The sequence below is a fragment of the Nonomuraea sp. MG754425 genome (assembly GCF_021699195.1).
Classification (GTDB): Bacteria; Actinomycetota; Actinomycetes; order Streptosporangiales; family Streptosporangiaceae; genus Nonomuraea.
The window spans coordinates 51,881-68,911 of record NZ_SSXE01000008.1; the positions used below are offsets into that span (position 1 = coordinate 51,881).

General features: G+C 72.6%; 16 protein-coding genes. 11 read left to right on the forward strand and 5 right to left on the reverse strand.

Annotated features, from left to right (window positions below):
- Position 1: 1 nt before the first annotated feature.
- Positions 2-604, reverse strand: a complete 603-nt coding sequence (locus tag FAF44_RS04640) for an NADPH-dependent FMN reductase (RefSeq protein WP_237101734.1) — start codon at positions 602-604, stop codon at positions 2-4.
- A 224-nt stretch (positions 605-828) separates the two neighbouring features.
- On the opposite strand from FAF44_RS04640, the gene FAF44_RS04645 reads away from it, so the two are divergent.
- The gene (locus tag FAF44_RS04645; RefSeq protein ID WP_237101735.1) at positions 829-1,311 is read left to right on the forward strand and encodes a carboxymuconolactone decarboxylase family protein; all 483 of its coding nucleotides are present in this window, start codon (positions 829-831) and stop codon (positions 1,309-1,311) included.
- Between the two features lie 68 nt (positions 1,312-1,379).
- Here the strand turns inward: FAF44_RS04645 and FAF44_RS04650 are convergent, their stop codons facing one another.
- Entirely contained in the window at positions 1,380-2,396 is a 1,017-nt protein-coding gene (locus tag FAF44_RS04650; protein WP_237101736.1) for a LacI family DNA-binding transcriptional regulator, read from the reverse strand.
- A gap of 184 nt (positions 2,397-2,580) precedes the next feature.
- Here FAF44_RS04650 and FAF44_RS04655 point away from each other — a divergent pair, with 184 nt between their 5' ends.
- The 7 genes from FAF44_RS04655 (at position 2,581) to FAF44_RS04685 (ending at position 11,603) form a co-directional block, all read left to right on the forward strand.
- The gene (locus FAF44_RS04655; protein WP_237101737.1) at positions 2,581-3,495 is read left to right on the forward strand and encodes a carbohydrate ABC transporter permease; all 915 of its coding nucleotides are present in this window, start codon (positions 2,581-2,583) and stop codon (positions 3,493-3,495) included.
- Entirely contained in the window at positions 3,492-4,364 is an 873-nt protein-coding gene (locus tag FAF44_RS04660; protein WP_237101738.1) for a carbohydrate ABC transporter permease, read from the forward strand. Before FAF44_RS04655 ends, FAF44_RS04660 begins: the two co-directional genes overlap by 4 nt.
- Positions 4,361-5,791, forward strand: a complete 1,431-nt coding sequence (locus tag FAF44_RS04665; protein WP_237101739.1) for a glycoside hydrolase 43 family protein — start codon at positions 4,361-4,363, stop codon at positions 5,789-5,791. Before FAF44_RS04660 ends, FAF44_RS04665 begins: the two co-directional genes overlap by 4 nt.
- 7 nt (positions 5,792-5,798) lie before the next feature.
- Positions 5,799-7,085: a sugar ABC transporter substrate-binding protein gene (locus tag FAF44_RS04670; protein ID WP_237101740.1), complete on the forward strand. Its 1,287-nt coding sequence runs from the start codon at positions 5,799-5,801 to the stop codon at positions 7,083-7,085.
- Entirely contained in the window at positions 7,085-8,290 is a 1,206-nt protein-coding gene (locus FAF44_RS04675; protein WP_237101741.1) for a polysaccharide lyase family 1 protein, read from the forward strand. Before FAF44_RS04670 ends, FAF44_RS04675 begins: the two co-directional genes overlap by 1 nt.
- Positions 8,287-10,077 (forward strand): pectinesterase family protein, encoded by a 1,791-nt coding sequence (locus FAF44_RS04680; RefSeq protein WP_237101742.1) that lies wholly within the window; start codon positions 8,287-8,289, stop codon positions 10,075-10,077. The genes FAF44_RS04675 and FAF44_RS04680 overlap by 4 nt, the downstream gene beginning before the upstream one ends.
- Before the next feature lie 140 nt (positions 10,078-10,217).
- The gene (locus FAF44_RS04685; RefSeq protein WP_237101744.1) at positions 10,218-11,603 is read left to right on the forward strand and encodes a hypothetical protein; all 1,386 of its coding nucleotides are present in this window, start codon (positions 10,218-10,220) and stop codon (positions 11,601-11,603) included.
- A 45-nt stretch (positions 11,604-11,648) separates the two neighbouring features.
- Here the strand turns inward: FAF44_RS04685 and FAF44_RS04690 are convergent, their stop codons facing one another.
- Positions 11,649-12,983 carry a hypothetical protein gene (locus FAF44_RS04690; RefSeq protein ID WP_237101745.1) on the reverse strand — a complete coding sequence of 445 codons (1,335 nt, stop codon included), beginning with the start codon at positions 12,981-12,983 and terminating at the stop codon, positions 11,649-11,651.
- Positions 12,984-13,199: 216 nt separating this feature from the next.
- Here FAF44_RS04690 and FAF44_RS04695 point away from each other — a divergent pair, with 216 nt between their 5' ends.
- On the forward strand, positions 13,200-13,448 hold the full coding sequence (locus tag FAF44_RS04695) for a hypothetical protein (RefSeq protein WP_237101746.1): 249 nt from the start codon (positions 13,200-13,202) through the stop codon (positions 13,446-13,448).
- Positions 13,449-13,461: 13 nt separating this feature from the next.
- Here the strand turns inward: FAF44_RS04695 and FAF44_RS04700 are convergent, their stop codons facing one another.
- Together FAF44_RS04700 and FAF44_RS04705 are read right to left on the reverse strand one after the other, a co-directional pair.
- Positions 13,462-14,109, reverse strand: coding sequence for a response regulator transcription factor (locus tag FAF44_RS04700; RefSeq protein WP_237101747.1), 648 nt, complete (start codon positions 14,107-14,109; stop codon positions 13,462-13,464).
- Positions 14,097-15,347 (reverse strand): sensor histidine kinase, encoded by a 1,251-nt coding sequence (locus tag FAF44_RS04705; RefSeq protein WP_237101748.1) that lies wholly within the window; start codon positions 15,345-15,347, stop codon positions 14,097-14,099. Before FAF44_RS04705 ends, FAF44_RS04700 begins: the two co-directional genes overlap by 13 nt.
- Before the next feature lie 140 nt (positions 15,348-15,487).
- Here FAF44_RS04705 and FAF44_RS04710 point away from each other — a divergent pair, with 140 nt between their 5' ends.
- Positions 15,488-15,721, forward strand: coding sequence for a hypothetical protein (locus FAF44_RS04710; protein WP_237101749.1), 234 nt, complete (start codon positions 15,488-15,490; stop codon positions 15,719-15,721).
- 81 nt (positions 15,722-15,802) lie between these two features.
- Positions 15,803-16,966 (forward strand): 4-hydroxybenzoate 3-monooxygenase, encoded by a 1,164-nt coding sequence (locus tag FAF44_RS04715; RefSeq protein WP_237101750.1) that lies wholly within the window; start codon positions 15,803-15,805, stop codon positions 16,964-16,966.
- The last annotated feature ends 65 nt before the right edge of the window (positions 16,967-17,031 follow it).

Below are 17,031 nucleotides of genomic sequence, written 5' to 3' on the forward strand. Positions count from 1 at the left end.
TTCATGAGACGTAGGGCTGGTCGCGCCGCCCCGCCCGCAGCGTGCGGCCCCACCAGGTGAGCTGGTCGAGCAGGGCCGCGACGGCGCGCAGCCGGTCGTCGGTGTCGTGGGGCCGGCAGTTCCCGGCCGGCCCGGGGTCGTCCGGGCCCGGCTCGGTCATGCCGGGGCCGAGCAGGTCGAGGCCCACCCAGTCGCGCATGGTCACCGCGTGCAGGGCGGAGAAGACCGTGCGGAGCTGCTCGACGGCGTAGTGGCCGCACGAGCCCGAGCCGTAGGCGACGATGCCGACCGGCTTGGCCTGCCACTCGTCGTAGGCGAAGTCGATCGCCTGCTTGAGCGAGGCGGGGAAGCTGCGGTTGTACTCGGGGGTCACCACCACGAACGCGTCCGCGACGGCGACGGCCGCCGCGAAGCGCCGCATGGACGGCGTCGCCCCCTGCGGGTAGCAGGGCGGGAAGGCGTAGGCGGCCAGGTCGAGCACCTCGATCGCGAGGTCCTCGCGCCGCCGCGCCCGCTCGGCGAACCAGCCGGCGACCGCGTCGCAGACGCGGCCCGCCCGGGTGCTGCCGACGATCACCGCGACGTTGAGCGGTTCGGCCGTCATGGTGTCACCCCCTTCACCGGGAAGGCGCGAGACGGTCCGCTAGATCCGATCTGGCGGACCGTCCGGTACGGCGGGGGCGGTGCGGGATCCGCTCTCGCGGCGTCGCCGGCAGTGACGCAGGTCACACGGCGGATCCTGTCACAGGGCGCGCGCCACCGGCATCTCCATGTCCGTAAGCCGGTCGCGGACGGTCCGCCCGGCGCGTGACCCGAATCGAGGACACCATGACAGAGCGTCTCAACATGTTCGCCAACCAGCTCGGCGCCCGGATCGGCAAGCGGTTCGCCGGTACCGCCATGCTGATCGAGCAGGCGCTGCCCAAGGTCGTCGTGGAGCTGGTCAACCTCCGCGTCAGCCAGATCAACGGCTGCGGCTACTGCACCGACGCCCACGCCAAGGAGCTCGCGCACGCCGGGCAGAGCGCGGCGCGCGTCAACCTGGTCGCCACCTGGCGCGAGAGCACCGTGTTCACCGAGGCCGAGCGGGCCGTGCTGGCGCTGGCCGAGGAGGGCACCCGGCTGGCCGACGCCGCCACGGGCGTGTCCGACGAGACCTGGGCCGAGGTGCGCAAGCACTTCGACGAGGACCAGGTCGTCGCGCTGGTGTCGCAGATCGGGATGATCAACGCGGCCAACCGGTTCGGCGTCATCCTGCGCACCCCCGGCGGCTCCTACGAGCCCGGCGCGTTCGCCGCCATCGCGGACTGACCCTGGGGCCACCGGTCTTGAGGGCAGGCGCACGCCCCCGGTTCCGGGCCGCGCGGGCGGGTGCGGGGTCAGGCGGGTGCGGTGCTGGCGCGCATCACGAGGGTGGTCGGCAGCTCCACGCGCTCCGGCGTCTCGCCCGACAGCAGCGCGCCCAACGCCACCGAGCCCAGCTCGGGCCACGGCTGGCGGACGGTGGTCAGCGCCGGGGTGACGTGGGCGGCGGCCCACGAGTCGTCGAAGCCCACCACGCTGACGTCGTCGGGCACCCGCAGGCCGTGCTCGCCCAGGGCCTGGTAGACCCCGACGCCCATCGCGTCGGAGCAGGTGAAGATCGCGGTCGGCCGGTGCGGGCCGGCCGTGTCCAGCAGTTCGCGGGTGGCGGTCAGCGCGCTCTCGCGCTGGAAGTAGCCACACACCTCCCATCGCGGGTCGACGGCCAGCCCCGCCGCGGCCATGGCCTGCCGGTAGCCGTTCAGCCGTTCGACCGCGCAGGGCACGCCGGGCCGGCCGGTGACGATCGCGATGCGCTCGTGGCCGAGGCCGATGAGGTGCTCGGTGGCCTCGCGGGCGCCGTCCAGGTTGTCCGCGGCCACGATCGAGACCCCGGGGGGCGGCTTACGTCGCGGGTCCACGATGACCGCGGGGATGCCGTGGTCGGTCAGCCAGGCCCGCTGGGTGGCCGTCGGCGAGGTGCGCACCAGCAGGACGCCCGCGCTGTCCCGCGCGCCGATGCGGTCCAGCCAGGCGGGCGGCGGCTGGCCGTTCTTGGTCCGGTCCACCACGGCCGAGACGATCAGGTCCACGCCGAGCCGCCAGGCCGCGTCCTCCACGCCGCCGAGGATGGCCAGCGCGTACGGCGAGTCGAGGCCCTGCAGCATGACGTCCACCATGCTGCCCCGCGTGGGACGGACCCGCTGGCGCGGGTAGCCGCGCCGTTCCAGCACCTCGGCGACCAGGCGTCTGGTGTGCTGTGAGACGTCGGAGCGGCCGTTCAATGCTTTGGAAACGGTTGCAACCGAAACCCCGGCCTCGCGGGCGATCACCGCCAGTTTCGGCAGCGGGGAGGGGGTGTCCGAGGCCGTCATGTCCCCACTCTCCTCCGAAGGGAGGGCATAAGGCCAGGCCATGCCAGCGAAAATTTCGAAATTTCGGCGTTTGCCCTGTTAGTGGCCTTCGTCGGGTTCCTGTGCCATTGACGTTGCGTGCGTGCTACCGCAACGTTTCCTGCAACCGATTGCAGACCCGGCACCACGCGAAGGAGTCCATGACGTGGCCGTCGTCTCGGCGCCCCCGCCTCATCGCCGACCCCGCCGAGCAGGCGCGCTGACACCCTATTGGCTGATCGCCCCGTCGGTGGTCGCGATGCTCGGGTTCCTCGTCTACCCGATGCTCAGCGTCCTGTACTACAGCCTCCAGCACTACAACGTGACCCAGCCGTGGGACAACGGCTTCGCCGGGCTGGAGAACTTCCACCGGCTGCTGTTCGAGGACCCGATCTTCTGGCAGAGCCTCGGCTTCAGCGCCAAATGGGTGGCCGTCGAGGTCGTGCTGCAGTTCCTGCTCGGGCTGGCGCTCGCGCTGATCGTCAACGAGAGCTTCGTCGGCCGCGCCGTCTCCCGCGCCCTGGTCTTCTCGCCGTGGGCCGTCTCCGGCGTGCTCACCACCGCGATCTGGGTGCTGCTCTACAACCCGTTCACCGGCATGTCGCGCTACCTCGCCGACTTCGGCCTCATGGACTACGGGGCCGCGCCGCTGGCCAACCCCGGCACCGTGTTCTGGGCCGCGGTCGTGGCCGAGCTCTGGCGCGGGGTGCCGTTCTTCGCGATCCTGCTCCTGGCCGACCTGCAGTCGGTGTCGAAGGAGCTGTACGAGGCCGCCTCCGTGGACGGCGCGAGCCGCCTGCGCCGCTTCTTCCACATCACGCTGCCGCACCTGCGCGACGCGATCATCCTGTCCACGCTGCTGCGCTGCGTGTGGGAGTTCAACAACGTGGACCTGCTGTACACGCTGACCGGCGGCGGCCCGGCCCACCAGACCACCACGCTGCCGCTGTACGTGGCCTCGCTGGCCGCCCAGTCGCACGACTTCGGCTACGCCACCGCACTGACCACCGTGGCGTTCCTCATCCTGACCTTCTTCTCGATCGCCTACCTGCGGCTGAGCAAGTTCGGAGCGAAGTCATGACCGTGGTGACCGAACGACCGCCGGCCCTCGCGACGCGGCCGGCCGCCACCGCGGCCCCCGGCAACCGCGTGCCGCGCTGGCAGATCTATCTCCCGCTGGCCCTGTACCTGCTGTTCACGCTGGTGCCGTTCTACTGGATGCTGGTCTTCGCCTTCCGGCCGGCCGGCTCGACGGCGATCGTCCCGTGGCCGATCACGTTCGAGCACTTCGACACGGTGTGGAACGGCATGGGGTTCGCCGTCTTCTTCCGCAACAGCCTGATGGTCGGCGTCGCCTCGCTGGTCGCCACCACGGTGGTGGCGCTGGCGGGCGGGTACGCGCTGGCCCGCTACGCCTTCCGCGGCAGGGGCGCGTTCATGATCGGGATGCTCTGCACGCAGTTCATCCCCGGCGCTCTGATGATCATCCCGCTGTTCGAGATCTTCCGCACGCTGGGCCTGACGAACTCGTTGTGGAGCCTCGTCATCGCCGAGACGGTCTTCCAGCTCCCGCTCTCGCTCATCCTGATCAGCGGCTTCATCCGCAACATCCCGTACGAGCTGGAGCAGGCCGCCTGGGTGGACGGCTGCTCGCGGCTGCGCGGCTTCCTGGCCATCGTGCTGCCCCTGCTGCGGCCCGCGCTGGTCGCGGTCGGCTCGTTCGCCTTCATCCACAGTTGGAACAACTTCCTCTTCGCCCTCATGTTCATCAACGACCAGGAGAAATTCACCGTGCCCGTGGGCCTGGCCTACAACCTCGGCGAGAACAGCGTCGACTTCGGCGCCCTCGCCGCCGGCGGCGTCGTCGCCGCACTGCCCGTCGTGATCGTCTTCGCCTTCATCCAGCGCTACCTCGTCCAGGGGATGTCCGCCGGGGCGGTGAAGGGATGAGCGCGACCTACCGCAACCCGGTGCTGAACGCCGACTGGTCCGACCCCGACGTGATCCGCGTCGGCGACGACTTCTACCTGACCGTCTCCACCTTCACCAAGGTGCCGGGACTGCCGATCCTGCACTCCCGCGACCTGGTCAACTGGACGATCATCGGCCACGCGTACACCCGCGGGTACGACGACGTACGGCCCGGCTGCGGCGTGTGGGCGCCCTCGCTGCGCCACCACGACGGCCGGTTCTGGATCTTCTTCGGCGACCCGGACGTGGGCGTCTGCTGGGTGAGCGCCGCCGACCCGCGCGGCCCGTGGACCGCCCCGCACGTGGTCAAGCCGGGGCGCGGGCTCATCGACCCGTGCCCGCTGTGGGACGACGACGGGCACGCCTACCTCGTGCACGGCTGGGCCAAGAGCCGGGCCGGCGTCAACAACCGGCTCACCCTGCACCGCATGGCCCCCGACGGCAGCACGGTGCTGGACGAGGGCACGATCGTCATCGACGCCGACCTGCTGCCGGGCTACCGGACGCTGGAAGGGCCCAAGCTGTACCGGCACGACGGGGCGTACTGGATCTTCGCGCCGGCCGGGGGCGTCGAGCAGGGCTGGCAGTCGGTGTTCCGCGCGGAGTCGATCTTCGGCCCGTACGAGGACCGCATCGTGCTGGCGCAGGGCGGCACCGGCGTCAACGGCCCGCACCAGGGCGGCTGGGTGGACACCCCGTCCGGCGCGCACTGGTTCATGCACTTCCAGGACCGCGGCCCCTACGGCCGGGTGACGCACCTGCAGCCGATGCGGTGGGAGGACGGCTGGCCGGTCATGGGCGCGGACGGCGAGCCGGTGTCCGAGGCGCCCGTCCCCGTGCCGGGGCACGAGCCGGCCGCCCCGGCGACGTCCGACGACTTCGCCGGGCCGGGGCTGGGGTTGCAGTGGAGCTGGCAGGCCAACCCGGAGCCGTCCGGGTGGGAGCTGCGTGACGGGGCGCTGCGGCTGGCCTGCGCGCCGGGGCCGGACGACCTGCGCGAGCGGCCGTCCGTGCTGGGCCAGCGGCTGCCCGGCGTCCCGTGCCTGGTCAGCGCCACGCTCACCCTGGAGGGCGAGGGCCGGGCGGGGCTGGCCGTGATCGGGGACACCGCCGCCTTCGTCGGCCTCCGGCGCGGCGCGGACGGGAAGACCGTCCTGGTCTGCGGGGAGACGGGGGCGGCGGGTGACTGGGAGCCCGTGCCGGTCGAGGAGGGCCGGGCCGTCACGATCGGCGCGCGGGTGGGCGAAGGCGCGCTGGTCACGTTCCTGGCCGACGGCCGGGAGGTCGGCGCGCCCTTCCAGGCCACGCAGGGCCGATGGGTGGGGGCCGTGCTCGGCCTCTTCGCCGCGGGGGACGGCACCGGCGAAGCGATCTTCGAGGCGTTCACCGTGGACATCGAAAGGTAGTGGGCACATGAGAGCACACGCGCCGCTGGCCGCCGTCGTGGCGGTGGCCGTCCTGGCCGGTTGCGGCTCCGGCACCGGCTCGGACGGCAGGACCGAGATCACCTTCTGGGACACCAACGCCGGCCCCGCGCGCACACCGGTCTGGCAGCACGCCATCGCGGAGTTCGAGAAGGCCAACCCGGCCATCAAGGTGAACTACGTGGGCGTGCCGATCGCGCAGGCCCCCCAGAAGCTCGACACGGCCATCGCCGGCGGCGGCACCCCGGACGTGGCCGACATCTCGACCTCGGGCCTCGGCACCCTCGTGGCCCAGAAGGCGCTCGAACCCGTGGACGAGCGCATCGCCGGCAACCCCGCGCTGAACGGCAAGTTCAACGAGGCACTGCTGACCACGGTCAAGAACGTCGTGCCCGACGGCAGGACGTACATCTACCCGATCTCCACCAACGCCGGGGCGTTCTGGTACCGCAAGGACTGGTTCGCGGCGGAGGGGCTGCAGGCCCCGAAGACCTGGTCGGACTTCTTCACCGTGCTCGACAAGCTGACCAGGCCCGAGGAGAACCGCTTCGGCTTCACCATCCGCGGCGGCGCCGGCTCCATCGCGCAGATGCTGGAGGTCGTCTACGGCCAGTCGGGCGTCACCGAGTTCTTCGACGCCGCCGGCCGGGCCACGCTGAACGACCCGCGCAACGTGACGGCGCTGGAGAAGTACGCGGGGCTGTACAAGAAGAACACGCCCGAGGGCGACCTGCAGAACGACTACGTCAAGATGGTCGCCCAGTTCGACACCGCGGGCAGCATCGCCGTCATGCAGCACAACCTGGGCTCCTACCAGGACCACAAGAAGGCGCTCGGCGACGAGAAGGTGGCCTCGTTCTCCGTGCCCAAGTCCGACACCGGCCCCCAGACCGTGCTGTCGAACCCGGTCGGCGGCGTCGCGGTCTTCTCCGCCAGCGAGCAGAAGGACGCCGCGGCCAAGCTGGCCGAGTTCTTCGCCTCGAAGGACATGAGCGGGTACATCGCCGAGCAGACCGGCGTCATCCCGGCCAACATCGACGTGCCGCCGTCCGAGGCCGCGCACATCACCGAGGCGCAGCGGGTGCTGAACGACCCGGCGACCAAGGTCGTGCAGATGCCCTACCACCTGCCGGAGTTCAACCAGATCACCAAGACCTGGGCCGAGCCGCAGTTCCAGAAGGTGCTGCTGGGCCAGCTCAGCAGCAAGGACTTCCTCGACGAGTTCGCGGGCAAGCTGACCGAGGCGCAGGCCGCGTACAAGAAGCGGAACGGCTGATGCACGCGCTCGCCGCGCTCGCCCTGGCCGCGGTCACGGTCCTGCACCCCGCTCCCGACCTGGGCCGTCAGGTGCTCGCGCCGGACGACGGGTGGGCCGCCGCCGAGGGCGGCACCACCGGCGGGTCCGCGGCCCGCCACGCGGTCACCGTACGGACCCGCGACGAGCTGGCCGCGGCCGTCGCCGGGGACCAGCCGAAGATCGTCTACGTCGAGGGCGCCCTCGACGCGGGCTCCAGGACCTGCGCCGACTACGCCGTCCCCGAGTACGACCTGAGCAAGTACCTCGAAGCCTTCGACCCGGCCCGCTGGACGGGACCGGCCGCCGGCCCGCTCGAAGAGGCCCGCCGGGCGTCGGCCGCCAACCAGCGGCGGGACGTGCTGATCGGCATCGGCTCCAACACCACGCTCGTCGGCCGCCGCGGGGCCTCGCTCACCGGCCTGGGCCTGGTGATCGACGACGCCGACAACGTGATCGTCAGGAACCTGGCCGTCCACGACGCCTACGACTGCTTCCCCGTGTGGAGCGGCGGCGACTGGAAGACCGACTACGACAACCTGATGATCTCCGGATCCACTCACGTGTGGGTGGACCACGTGACGCTGACCGACGGCGACCGGCCCGACCAGGCCGAACCCCGCTACTTCGGCAAACGTTTCCTGCACCACGACGGGCTGCTCGACATCGTCAGGGGCAGCGACCTGGTGACCGTCTCCTGGAGCGTGTTCTCCGGGCACGACAAGTCGCTGCTGTGGGGCAACACCGACGCCCCCGACCTCGACGCGGGCAAGCTGCGCGTCACCCTGCACCACAACGAGCTGGCCGGGCTCAACCAGCGGGGACCGCGGGTGCGCCACGGCCAGGTGCACGTCTACAACAACTCGTACGTGATCCCGGCGGGCACCGACTACCAGTACTCCTGGGGTGTCGGCGTGAACTCCGCCATCTACGCGCAGCACAACACCTTCCGCGGCGCCGTCACCCCGGACCGGATCGTCTACGGCTGGGGCGGCACCGCGATCCACGAGGAGGGCACGCTGGTGAACGGCAGGCAGGTGGACGTCCGGGCGGCGTACAACGCCGTCAAGGATCCCGATCTCGGCGGTGACGTGGGCTGGACCCCGTCCCTGCACGGGCGGGTGGACCCCGCGCGGGCCGTGCCCGCCCTGGTCAGGGCGCACGCGGGGGCCGGGAGGCTCGGATGAGGGCGGCGACGGTCCTGGCGCTGGCCGGAGCCCTGATCCTGGCGCCGCTCCCGGCCCAGGCGCAGGCCCAGCCGCCGGCGGCCCAGCGCGCCGACGGGTTCGCCGGGCTGGACGCGCTGGGCGTGGCCGGCACCACCGGCGGCGCGGCGGGCCCGACCGTGACCGTGGACAACCAGGCCGACCTGGAGCGGTACGCCACGGCCGCGGAGCCGTACGTGATCAAGGTCAGGGGCTCGATCGCGGTGGAGCCGTACGGCAAGGAGATCGCGGTCGCCTCCGGCAAGAGCATCGTCGGCGCGGGCGCGGGCGCGGAGATCGTGCACGGCGGCTTCTTCCTCAACGGCGTGCACAACGTGATCATCCGCAACCTGACGATCCGCGACTCGTACGTGCCCGGCGACTGGGACGGCAAGACCAAGGACTACGACGGCATCCAGATGGACGGCGCCCACCACGTCTGGATCGACCACAACCACTTCACCCGCACCGGCGACGGCCTGCTCGACATCCGCAAGGACAGCGACTACGTCACCGTCTCCTGGAACGTCTTCAGCGACCACAACAAGGCCGTCGGCGTCGGCTGGACCCCCAACGTGGTGACGAAGGTGACCTTCCACCACAACTGGATCCGCGGCACCCACCAGCGCAACGCCAGCATCGACAACACCGAGGCCGCGCACTGGTACAACAACTTCGTCCAGGACACCGCGATGTACGGGACGATGATCCGCGGCGGCGGCCGGCTCGTGGTCGAGAACAGCTACTACCAGGGCGTGCCCGACCCGGTCGTGGCCAAGGACCCGGCCTCGCAGGTCGTGCAGCGGGGCAACGTGCTGCGCGGGTCGCCGGGCCGCTCCGACAGCGTGGGCGAGGCGTTCGACCCGTCCGCCTACTACGCCTACGACCTCGACCCGGCCGAGCGGGTGCCCGGCATCGTCACCCGGGGCGCGGGCCCGCTCGGCGGGCAGCGTCCGGCGCCGCGCCGGATCACGGTCGCGCTCGACGGCAGCGGCGACTTCGCCAGCCTCCAGGCGGCGGTCGGCGCGGCCCCGCCCGGTGCGGTGATCACCGTCGCGCCGGGCGTCTACCGCGAGATGCCGCGGGTCTGGGCGGGCCGCACCGACCTGACGATCAGGGGCGCGACCGGCGACCCGGCGGACGTGGTCGTCACCTACGACCTGTCGGCCGACGCCGCGAAGTTCTACGGCGGCACGTGGGGCACCGCGCAGAGCGCCACCCTCGCCGTGCTCGCCGACGGCGTCACGGTCGAGGACATCACGCTGCAGAACGCCGCCGACGAGGCGGTCAGCCCGGGACCCGCGCCCGCCGTGCGGACCGGCGGCGACCGGACCGCCTTCGAGGGCACGCGCTTCCTCGGCGACGGCGGCGTCTACCAGGCCGACGGCCGCCGCGCCTACCTGCGCGGCTGTTACGTGGAGGGCGACGCGGACCTCGTGCGCTCCACGGGCGTGACCGTCCTGGACGGCTGCACGCTCAGGTCGGCCGGGCCCGGCAACGTGCTGGCCGGCGGCACCGTCCTGGTCACCGGCGGCCGGCTGGAGGGCGACACGGCCCGGTCGGTCACGCTCGGGAGCTCCGGCGCGGCCGTGGTCCGGGACTCGTGGCTGGGTGCCCACGTCAAGGACGACCCGTGGGGCGAGGGCCGCTTCGCCGAGTACCGCAACACGGGGCCGGGCGCGGCCGTCACGGAGCTGCGCCCGCAGCTCACCGACGCCCAGGCCGCCCGCCACACGGCCGAGCGCTACCTCGCGGGCTGGCGTCCGTAACGACACCTGCCGTCCCGCCCGCGCCGCAGCATCGGGCGGGACGGTCTTTACCCCGAGCAATCCAGCCCTAGAGTGATCGAACCGCTACTCCTGGTTACGATGGCGAAGTTCGCGCATCTATCACGCCAGGGGGCTGGAAAATGACCGATGAGACACAGGCCGCCAAGATTAGGGTGAACGCGGCCGAAGACGGCGTGCTCGGCACCGAGGCCGCGCTGCTGAACGCCCAGGACGACCCGGTGGCCTCGGCCGCCGTGGACGCGGCCGTCGAGGCCGAACTCCTGGACGACGCCGAGACGGCCTCCGCCCGCCGGGAGAGCGAGCGGCAGATCGCGGAGCTGCCCGCCAAGGACCAGGAGCGGGTCCGCCGCGCCCAGCGCGAACTGCGTACGATGGGCGCCGACGTCTGGCCGGTGGCCAGGTGGTGGGGGCACGAGATCCACCTCAACGAGTCGGCCGCACTGCTGGCCGCCGAGATCCCGCAGCTCATCGGGGAGATCGCGGGCACGGTGCTGGGCTCCTGGCTGACCCCGGCCATCGAGCGCGGCGTGCGCGCCAAGGCGGACTGGATCGCCTCGATCGCCCGGCCGTACGGGGTCCGGCTGGTCTCGCCGTGGACCGCGCCCGGCCTGCTGATCCCGGCCCGCCAGCGCGGCGGCGACACCAGCCTGTTCTGGGCGGTGCACGAGCCGGGCGACGGCTGGAGCCCGGACCAGAGCTTCATCGACCACGTCGACGTGTCGGGCCCGGCCCTGGCCGGGTTCCAGGACCGGCTGCACCTCGTCCACCGGGGCGGCGAGGGCGACGGCGGCCTGCGCTGGACGGTCTACGACACCGAGGAGGGCTGGAGCGCGGACCAGCGCCTCCCGCGGCACTTCAGTGACGCCGCCCCGGCGCTGGCCGCGTACGACGGGCAGCTCTACTGCGTGCACCGGGGCGGCCGTGGCGACACCGCGCTGTGGTGGACCCGCTGGGACGGCTCGCGCTGGAGCGCCGACGAGCGGCTGCCGCGGCACTTCAGCGAGACGACCCCCGCGCTGGCGGCCTTCGACGGGCTGCTGCACTGCGTGCACCGGGGCTCGGGCCACGACCAGGCGCTGTGGTGGGCCCGCTGGGACGGCCGGAGCTGGAGCCCCGACGAGCGGCTGCCGCAGCACTTCAGCGACTCGAACCCGGCCGTGGCCGTCTACCGGGGCCACCTCTACTGCGTGCACCGCGGCGCGGGCGGCGACCCGACACTGTGGTGGACCCGCTGGGACGGCTCGACGTGGAGCCCCGACCAGCAACTGCCCGGCCACCGCAGCTCGGAGGGGCCGGCCCTGACCGTCTACAAGGACCGGCTGTATTGCGTGCACCGCGGCGCCACGGACCAGAGCCTGTGGTGGAGCAGCTTCAACGGCTCCGGCTGGACCGCCGACCAGCGGCTGCCGCACCACTACAGCGCCGAGGGCCCGGCGACCGTGGCCTACCGCGACAGGAAGGCCACCCACGACCAGCTCCTGTGCGTGCACCGCGGCGTGCGCTGAGACGGCGGGCGCCGGCCCGCGACCTCGCGGGCCGGCACCCCTCGCTCACCAGCCGGCGAGCTGCTCCAGGAACCACTCGACCAGCGGCCGGGACACGGCGCCGTGCTCGGTGTTGGTCGCGTCGCAGCAGAACGCGTCGAGGAACGTCTCGTCCTTCGGCAGGTCGCTGAGGTCCGCGTACAGGTCGTGCTGCCACTCGAACGGGTCCCTGGCCAGGGCGATCGCGCTGATCGACGGCACGAAGCAGCTCGCCCGGAACCGGTGCTCGATCGGCAGACCGGCCGCGTCGGCGAGCTTGCCCCACGACTCGAACGTGCCGCCGGGCGCCCCGTCGAACGCGGGCACGTGCGAGGTGGCGCTCGTCCACACGGGAGCGCCGAACCGCACGGTCCCGACGTTCTGCAGCTCGCCCAGGTCCGGCTGGACGCGGGCGGTGAGCTGGAACAGGTCGTCGTGCAGGTCGAGGACCGGCGTGCCGGGCGGCAGGTCGGGCCCCGCGCCGGTGCCGGTGCCGTTGGCCAGGCCCAGCTTGTACGGCCGCCTCGGGAACCAGCCCACCGCGCGCAGGTCGTCCAGGAACTCCTGGCGCAGCGCGCTGGCGGTCATCACGGGCCCCGAGTAGTCGGCGCTGTCCACCCAGCCCCACAGGAGCTGCTGCGCGGCCGGGCTGCGGATCAGCTCGGCCTGCCCCGGCCCGTCGGAGCGCGGGGCCAGCGCCTCGTGCAGGTAGGCGAGCTGCTGGAGCACCAGCGGGATCCAGGCCCCGAGGTGCGGGGAGTCGTAGGAGAAGAACTTGTCGGTCTGGTGGTCGACGCGCTCCTGCTCCATGCGGGCCAGCGCGTAGCGGGTGACGATGCCGCCCATGCTGACCCCGCCGACGACCAGCGGGTCGTCCCCCTGCCGCTCCTCGATCGCGCGCAGCACGGCGGTGACCGCCACGGCGGCGTTGGCCTGGATGGCGGCGTGCCGCTGGTCGAAGCCCAGCAGGATGACGTCGATGCCCAGCGTCCCGAGCTGGTCGAGGAAGCCGGGCGTGCCCTTCTGGTACGGCTGGTTGAAGTGCCGCCAGAGGCCGTCGAGGTCGCTCGGCCCTTGGTTGAAGCCGTCAGCCAGGATGAACGGCCTGGTCAGCGCCCGGTGCCCGGCGGCCAGGTACACGGCCGCGCGGCCGGTGGCGGTGTACCCGTGGTGCGGGCGGTCGCCGACGAGCTCCCAGACCTGATCGGCGGCGCGGGCCTCGCCCCGGCGCTCCGGCGGGGTGGCGAACCAGACCCCCTGCTGCCCGAGCGCGTCGGCGATCCGCGCGACCTGTTCGGCGCTCAGGCTGCTCCCGACTCCCGAGGCCCTGGTCTCCACGTCGATTCTCGGTTCCTGCGGCATGTGCGATCCTCTCGCTTGCTGAGGGCCACTGGGGCCACTGAGCACACCATACGATCGCGCTCCGTCATCGACCGAGCACAAAACGTGGTGGCGCTGGATCGATGTTTCCGCAGGTCAGAGCCGCCTGCGTGGCAGCCCGCCGGGTTTCGACCCCGTCACCCGGGTACTCGGCCTGCGGGGGAAGCACGAATCCGCGAGGAGCTGAGTATGTCCGCGATGTCACTGATAGACAGGGAATGCGTCCGCCGGTTGCTGGACTCCCAGCACCCGGACGCCACGCTGGTCTTCGTACGGGGAGACTGCGTGGTCATGCCCGCCTCGGAAGTGGACGACGCCCACCGGGGCCTGGTCATCGCCCGGCGCGACGAGGTGCTGGCCCAGCTCCCCGAAGGCGCCAGGACCGACCGGATGCTCGACGACCTGGCCGTCCGGCTGGACAACATCGTCCGCGACCTCGGCGCCTGAAAGGCCCGCCCGGTCAGGTGCTCTCGAGGTAACGCAGCACCGCCGCCACCCGGCGGTCCGTGCCGTCCGCCGGAGCCAGGTCGAGCTTGGCGAAGATGTTGCGGATGTGCTTGTGCACCGCGCCGTCGGTGACGAAGAGCCGCTCGGCGATGACGGAGTTGCCCAGCCCCTCGGCCATCAGGGCCAGCACGTCCCGCTCGCGCGGGCTGAGCCGCTCCAGCCGGTCGTCCGGCCGGCTGCGGGTCAGGAGCTGCGCGACCACCTCGGGGTCGATGGCGGTGCCGCCGTCCGCCACCCGGTGCAGCGCGCCCAGGAACTCCTGCACCCGCCCGACCCGCTCCTTGAGCAGGTAACCGAGGCGGGCGCTGCCGTGCGCGAGCAGGTCGGTGGCGAACGCCTGCTCGACGTACGCCGACAGCACCAGCACCGCCAGCGCCGGCAGCCGCCGCCGGGCCTCGACCGCCGCCCGGATGCCCTCGTCGGTGTGCGTGGGGGGCATGCGCACGTCCACGATGGCGACGTCCGGCAGGAAGGCGTCGATCGCGTGGAGGAAGCCGCCGGCGTCCGGCGCGGTGGCCACCACGTCGAGCCCCTCCGCGCGCAGCAGCAGCGCGAGCCCTTCGCGCAGCAGGGCGTCGTCCTCGGCGATCACAATCCGCACGGCAGGCTCACAATCACGGTGGTCGGCCCGCCCGGCGGGCTGGTCAGCTCGAACGTGCCGTCGTGCGCCTCGGCCCGGCGGCGCATGCCGCCCAGCCCGGACCCGCCGTCCTCGGCGGCCCCGCCGCGCCCGTCGTCGGCGATCGACAGGCGCAGGCGGTCGCCGGTCCCGCGGACGGTGACGACGGCGCGCCGCGCCCGGCTGTGCTTGGCGATGTTGGTGAGCGCCTCGGCCACCACGAAGTAGGCGGTGGCCTCGACGGAGGCCGGGCACCGGCCCGGCACCTCGGCGTCGATCCGGCACGGGACCGGGCAGGCCGCGGCCAGCCCGCTCAGCGCGTCGGGCAGGCTGCGCTCGTCCAGCACCGGCGGCAGGATGCCGCGCACCACCGCGCGCAGTTCGGCGAGCGCCTGCTCGGCGGCGTCCTGGGCGCGGTCGAGCAGCTCGTCGGCGGTGGCCGGGTCGCGGGCCACCGCCCGTCTGGCCGCGCCCAGCAGCACGTTGACGGCCACGATCCGGTTCTGGGTGCCGTCGTGCAGCGCCCGCTCGATCCTGCGCAGCTCGGTGGCGTGCGCGTCCAGCGCCGCCGCGCGGGTGGCGGTGAGCTGGGCGACCCGCAGCGCCAGGTCGGCGCCGGGGGCGGCGAGCAGTCGGCGGCCCGGCCGGGCCTGCATGCGGGCCATCCCCGGGATGAAGACCAGCGCGAGGACGAACCAGCCCAGGCTCAGCGGGCTGACCGCGAACGCGCCCGGCCAGTCGTCGGTCCGCCAGCCCAGGCCCGCGCTGACCACCTCGGAGGCCGGCAGCAGCCACCAGTACAGCGGGTAGAGCAGATCGCGCACCCCGCTGAACGGCAGCGTCAGGCCGAGCACCCCGAGCAGCAGGCCCAGGGTCGCGTGCAGCGACACCCAGGCCAGCTCGCGCCGGACGGCGGGCTGCGCCAGGGCGGCCCGCCACCGGCCGGGCACCGGGTCGGGGGAGACGATCTCCGGGCCCCAGCGCGACAGCCGCGCCCGTTCCCGGTCGGCGACCGCCCGCAGGCCGCGCAGGGCGGTGGGGATCAGGCGCAGGCCCACCCCGGCCAGGCAGCTCACCGCGACGGCGAGCAGCCCGGTCAGCGCCAGTAGCGCCAGCGCGGCGGTGCCCATGCCGCCGACGAGGTGTTCGAGGCCGTCGAGGGCGGCGCGGGTGCGTGTGACGAGGGCCCGCTCTCCGGCCGCCGTCTTCCGGGTCGGCATCCGCCACCTCCTCGACCCCCGACCCTAGGCCAGGAGCGGATCAGTCGTCAGATGACCGGCGAAAGAGTACAGCAGGCTGTACTCCCAGCGTCCCGCTGGCGGGATCGCCGGCCGCGCCGCCGGTTCGTAGCGTCTCCGCCATGACGAACACCGAGGAACGCACGATGATCGGGCACGACACCACCGAGATCCGCCCGTCCCGGCCCCGGGTGAGCCGTCCGGTGTGGTGGCTGTTGCTGGTCGTCTGCGCGGTCTGCAACATGGCGACGTCCATGTCGGATCTGCACTTCCTGGTCGGGGCCGGGTTCGGGCTGGCCGCCGGGGGCTGCGCCGCCGCGCTGATCGTGCGCCACCATGCCGACCGGCGGCGATGAACCCGAAAGGGCTTGCGCGCCGGCCGAACCTGGTGTCGGATGCCGAGCCGTAGGGATCGTTTCCGTCCGGAGGAGCCCACCATGCGCGAGCGCGCCGAGGTCGTCGTCATCGGATCGGGGCCGGCCGGCCTGACCCTGGCGAATCTGCTCCAGCGGGCCGGTGTCGGCTGCGTGGTGCTGGAACGGCAGAGCCGCGCGTACGTGGAGCGGCGCCAGCGCGCCGGCGTGCTCGAGTACGACGGCGCCCGCGTCTTCGAGGAGTGCGGGCTGGGCGGGGTGCTGGCGGGCACGCCGCCGTACAGCGTCCTGGAGATCCGTCTCGACGGCCGGCCGCGGCTGTTCGACGTCGCCGGGATGGCCGGCGGCCGGGCCGGCCGCCTCGTTCCGCAGCAGCTCCTGGTCGTCCGCCTCGTCGAGGCTTTCCTGGAGGGCGGGGGAGACCTGCGCTTCGACGCCCGCGAGGTGCGCCCGCACGGCCTCGACGGCGCGGCCCCGTCCGTCACCTACGAGGACGCGGACGGCGTCGTGCACGAGATCGACTGCGACTACGTCGCGGGGTGCGACGGCTTCCACGGCGTCAGCCGCACCGTCGTGCCGGAGGGCGCGCTGACCACCTACACCTACGACCACGGCCTCGGCTGGCTCACGGTGCTCGCCGACACCACGCCGCCGCGCCACGCGCTCTTCGGGATTCATCCGGCCGGCTTCGCCGCCCACTTCGCGCGGGGGCCGGCGGCCAGCCGTTTCTACCTCGAATGCGCCCAGAGTGACACCCTTGAGGAGTGGGGCGAGGAGCGGATCTGGGCGCAGCTCCGGCTCCGGCTCGGCGACGCCGGCCTGCCGCCGGGGCCGGTCACCGAGAGGTCGTTCGTGGAGTTGCGCAGTTTCGTCTGCGACCCCATGTCCTATGGGCGGCTCTTCCTCGTCGGCGACGCCGCGCACATCATCACCCCGATGGGCGGCAAGGGCATGAACCTGGCGATCGCCGACGCGAACGTGCTGGCCGCCGCGTTGCGGTCGGCGCTGCGGGAGGGCGACGAGGGTCCGCTCGCCGGGTACTCCGGGACGTGCCTGAAGCGGGTGTGGAATCACCAGGAGTTCTCCCGCTGGATGAACGAGATGGTGCACGAGGCGGGCAACGCCGCGCTCGCCGGGCCGTTCCGCCGGGAGCTGGCCAGAGCCCGGCTGGAGCGGCTGTTCGCCTCCGACGCCGCGGCGCGGGCGTTCGCCGACCTGATGATCTAACTCCGGACGAATAATGTCCAGTTTCTGGTAATATTTCCCCTTCTAGGGCCCAGGTTGAGCTGAGG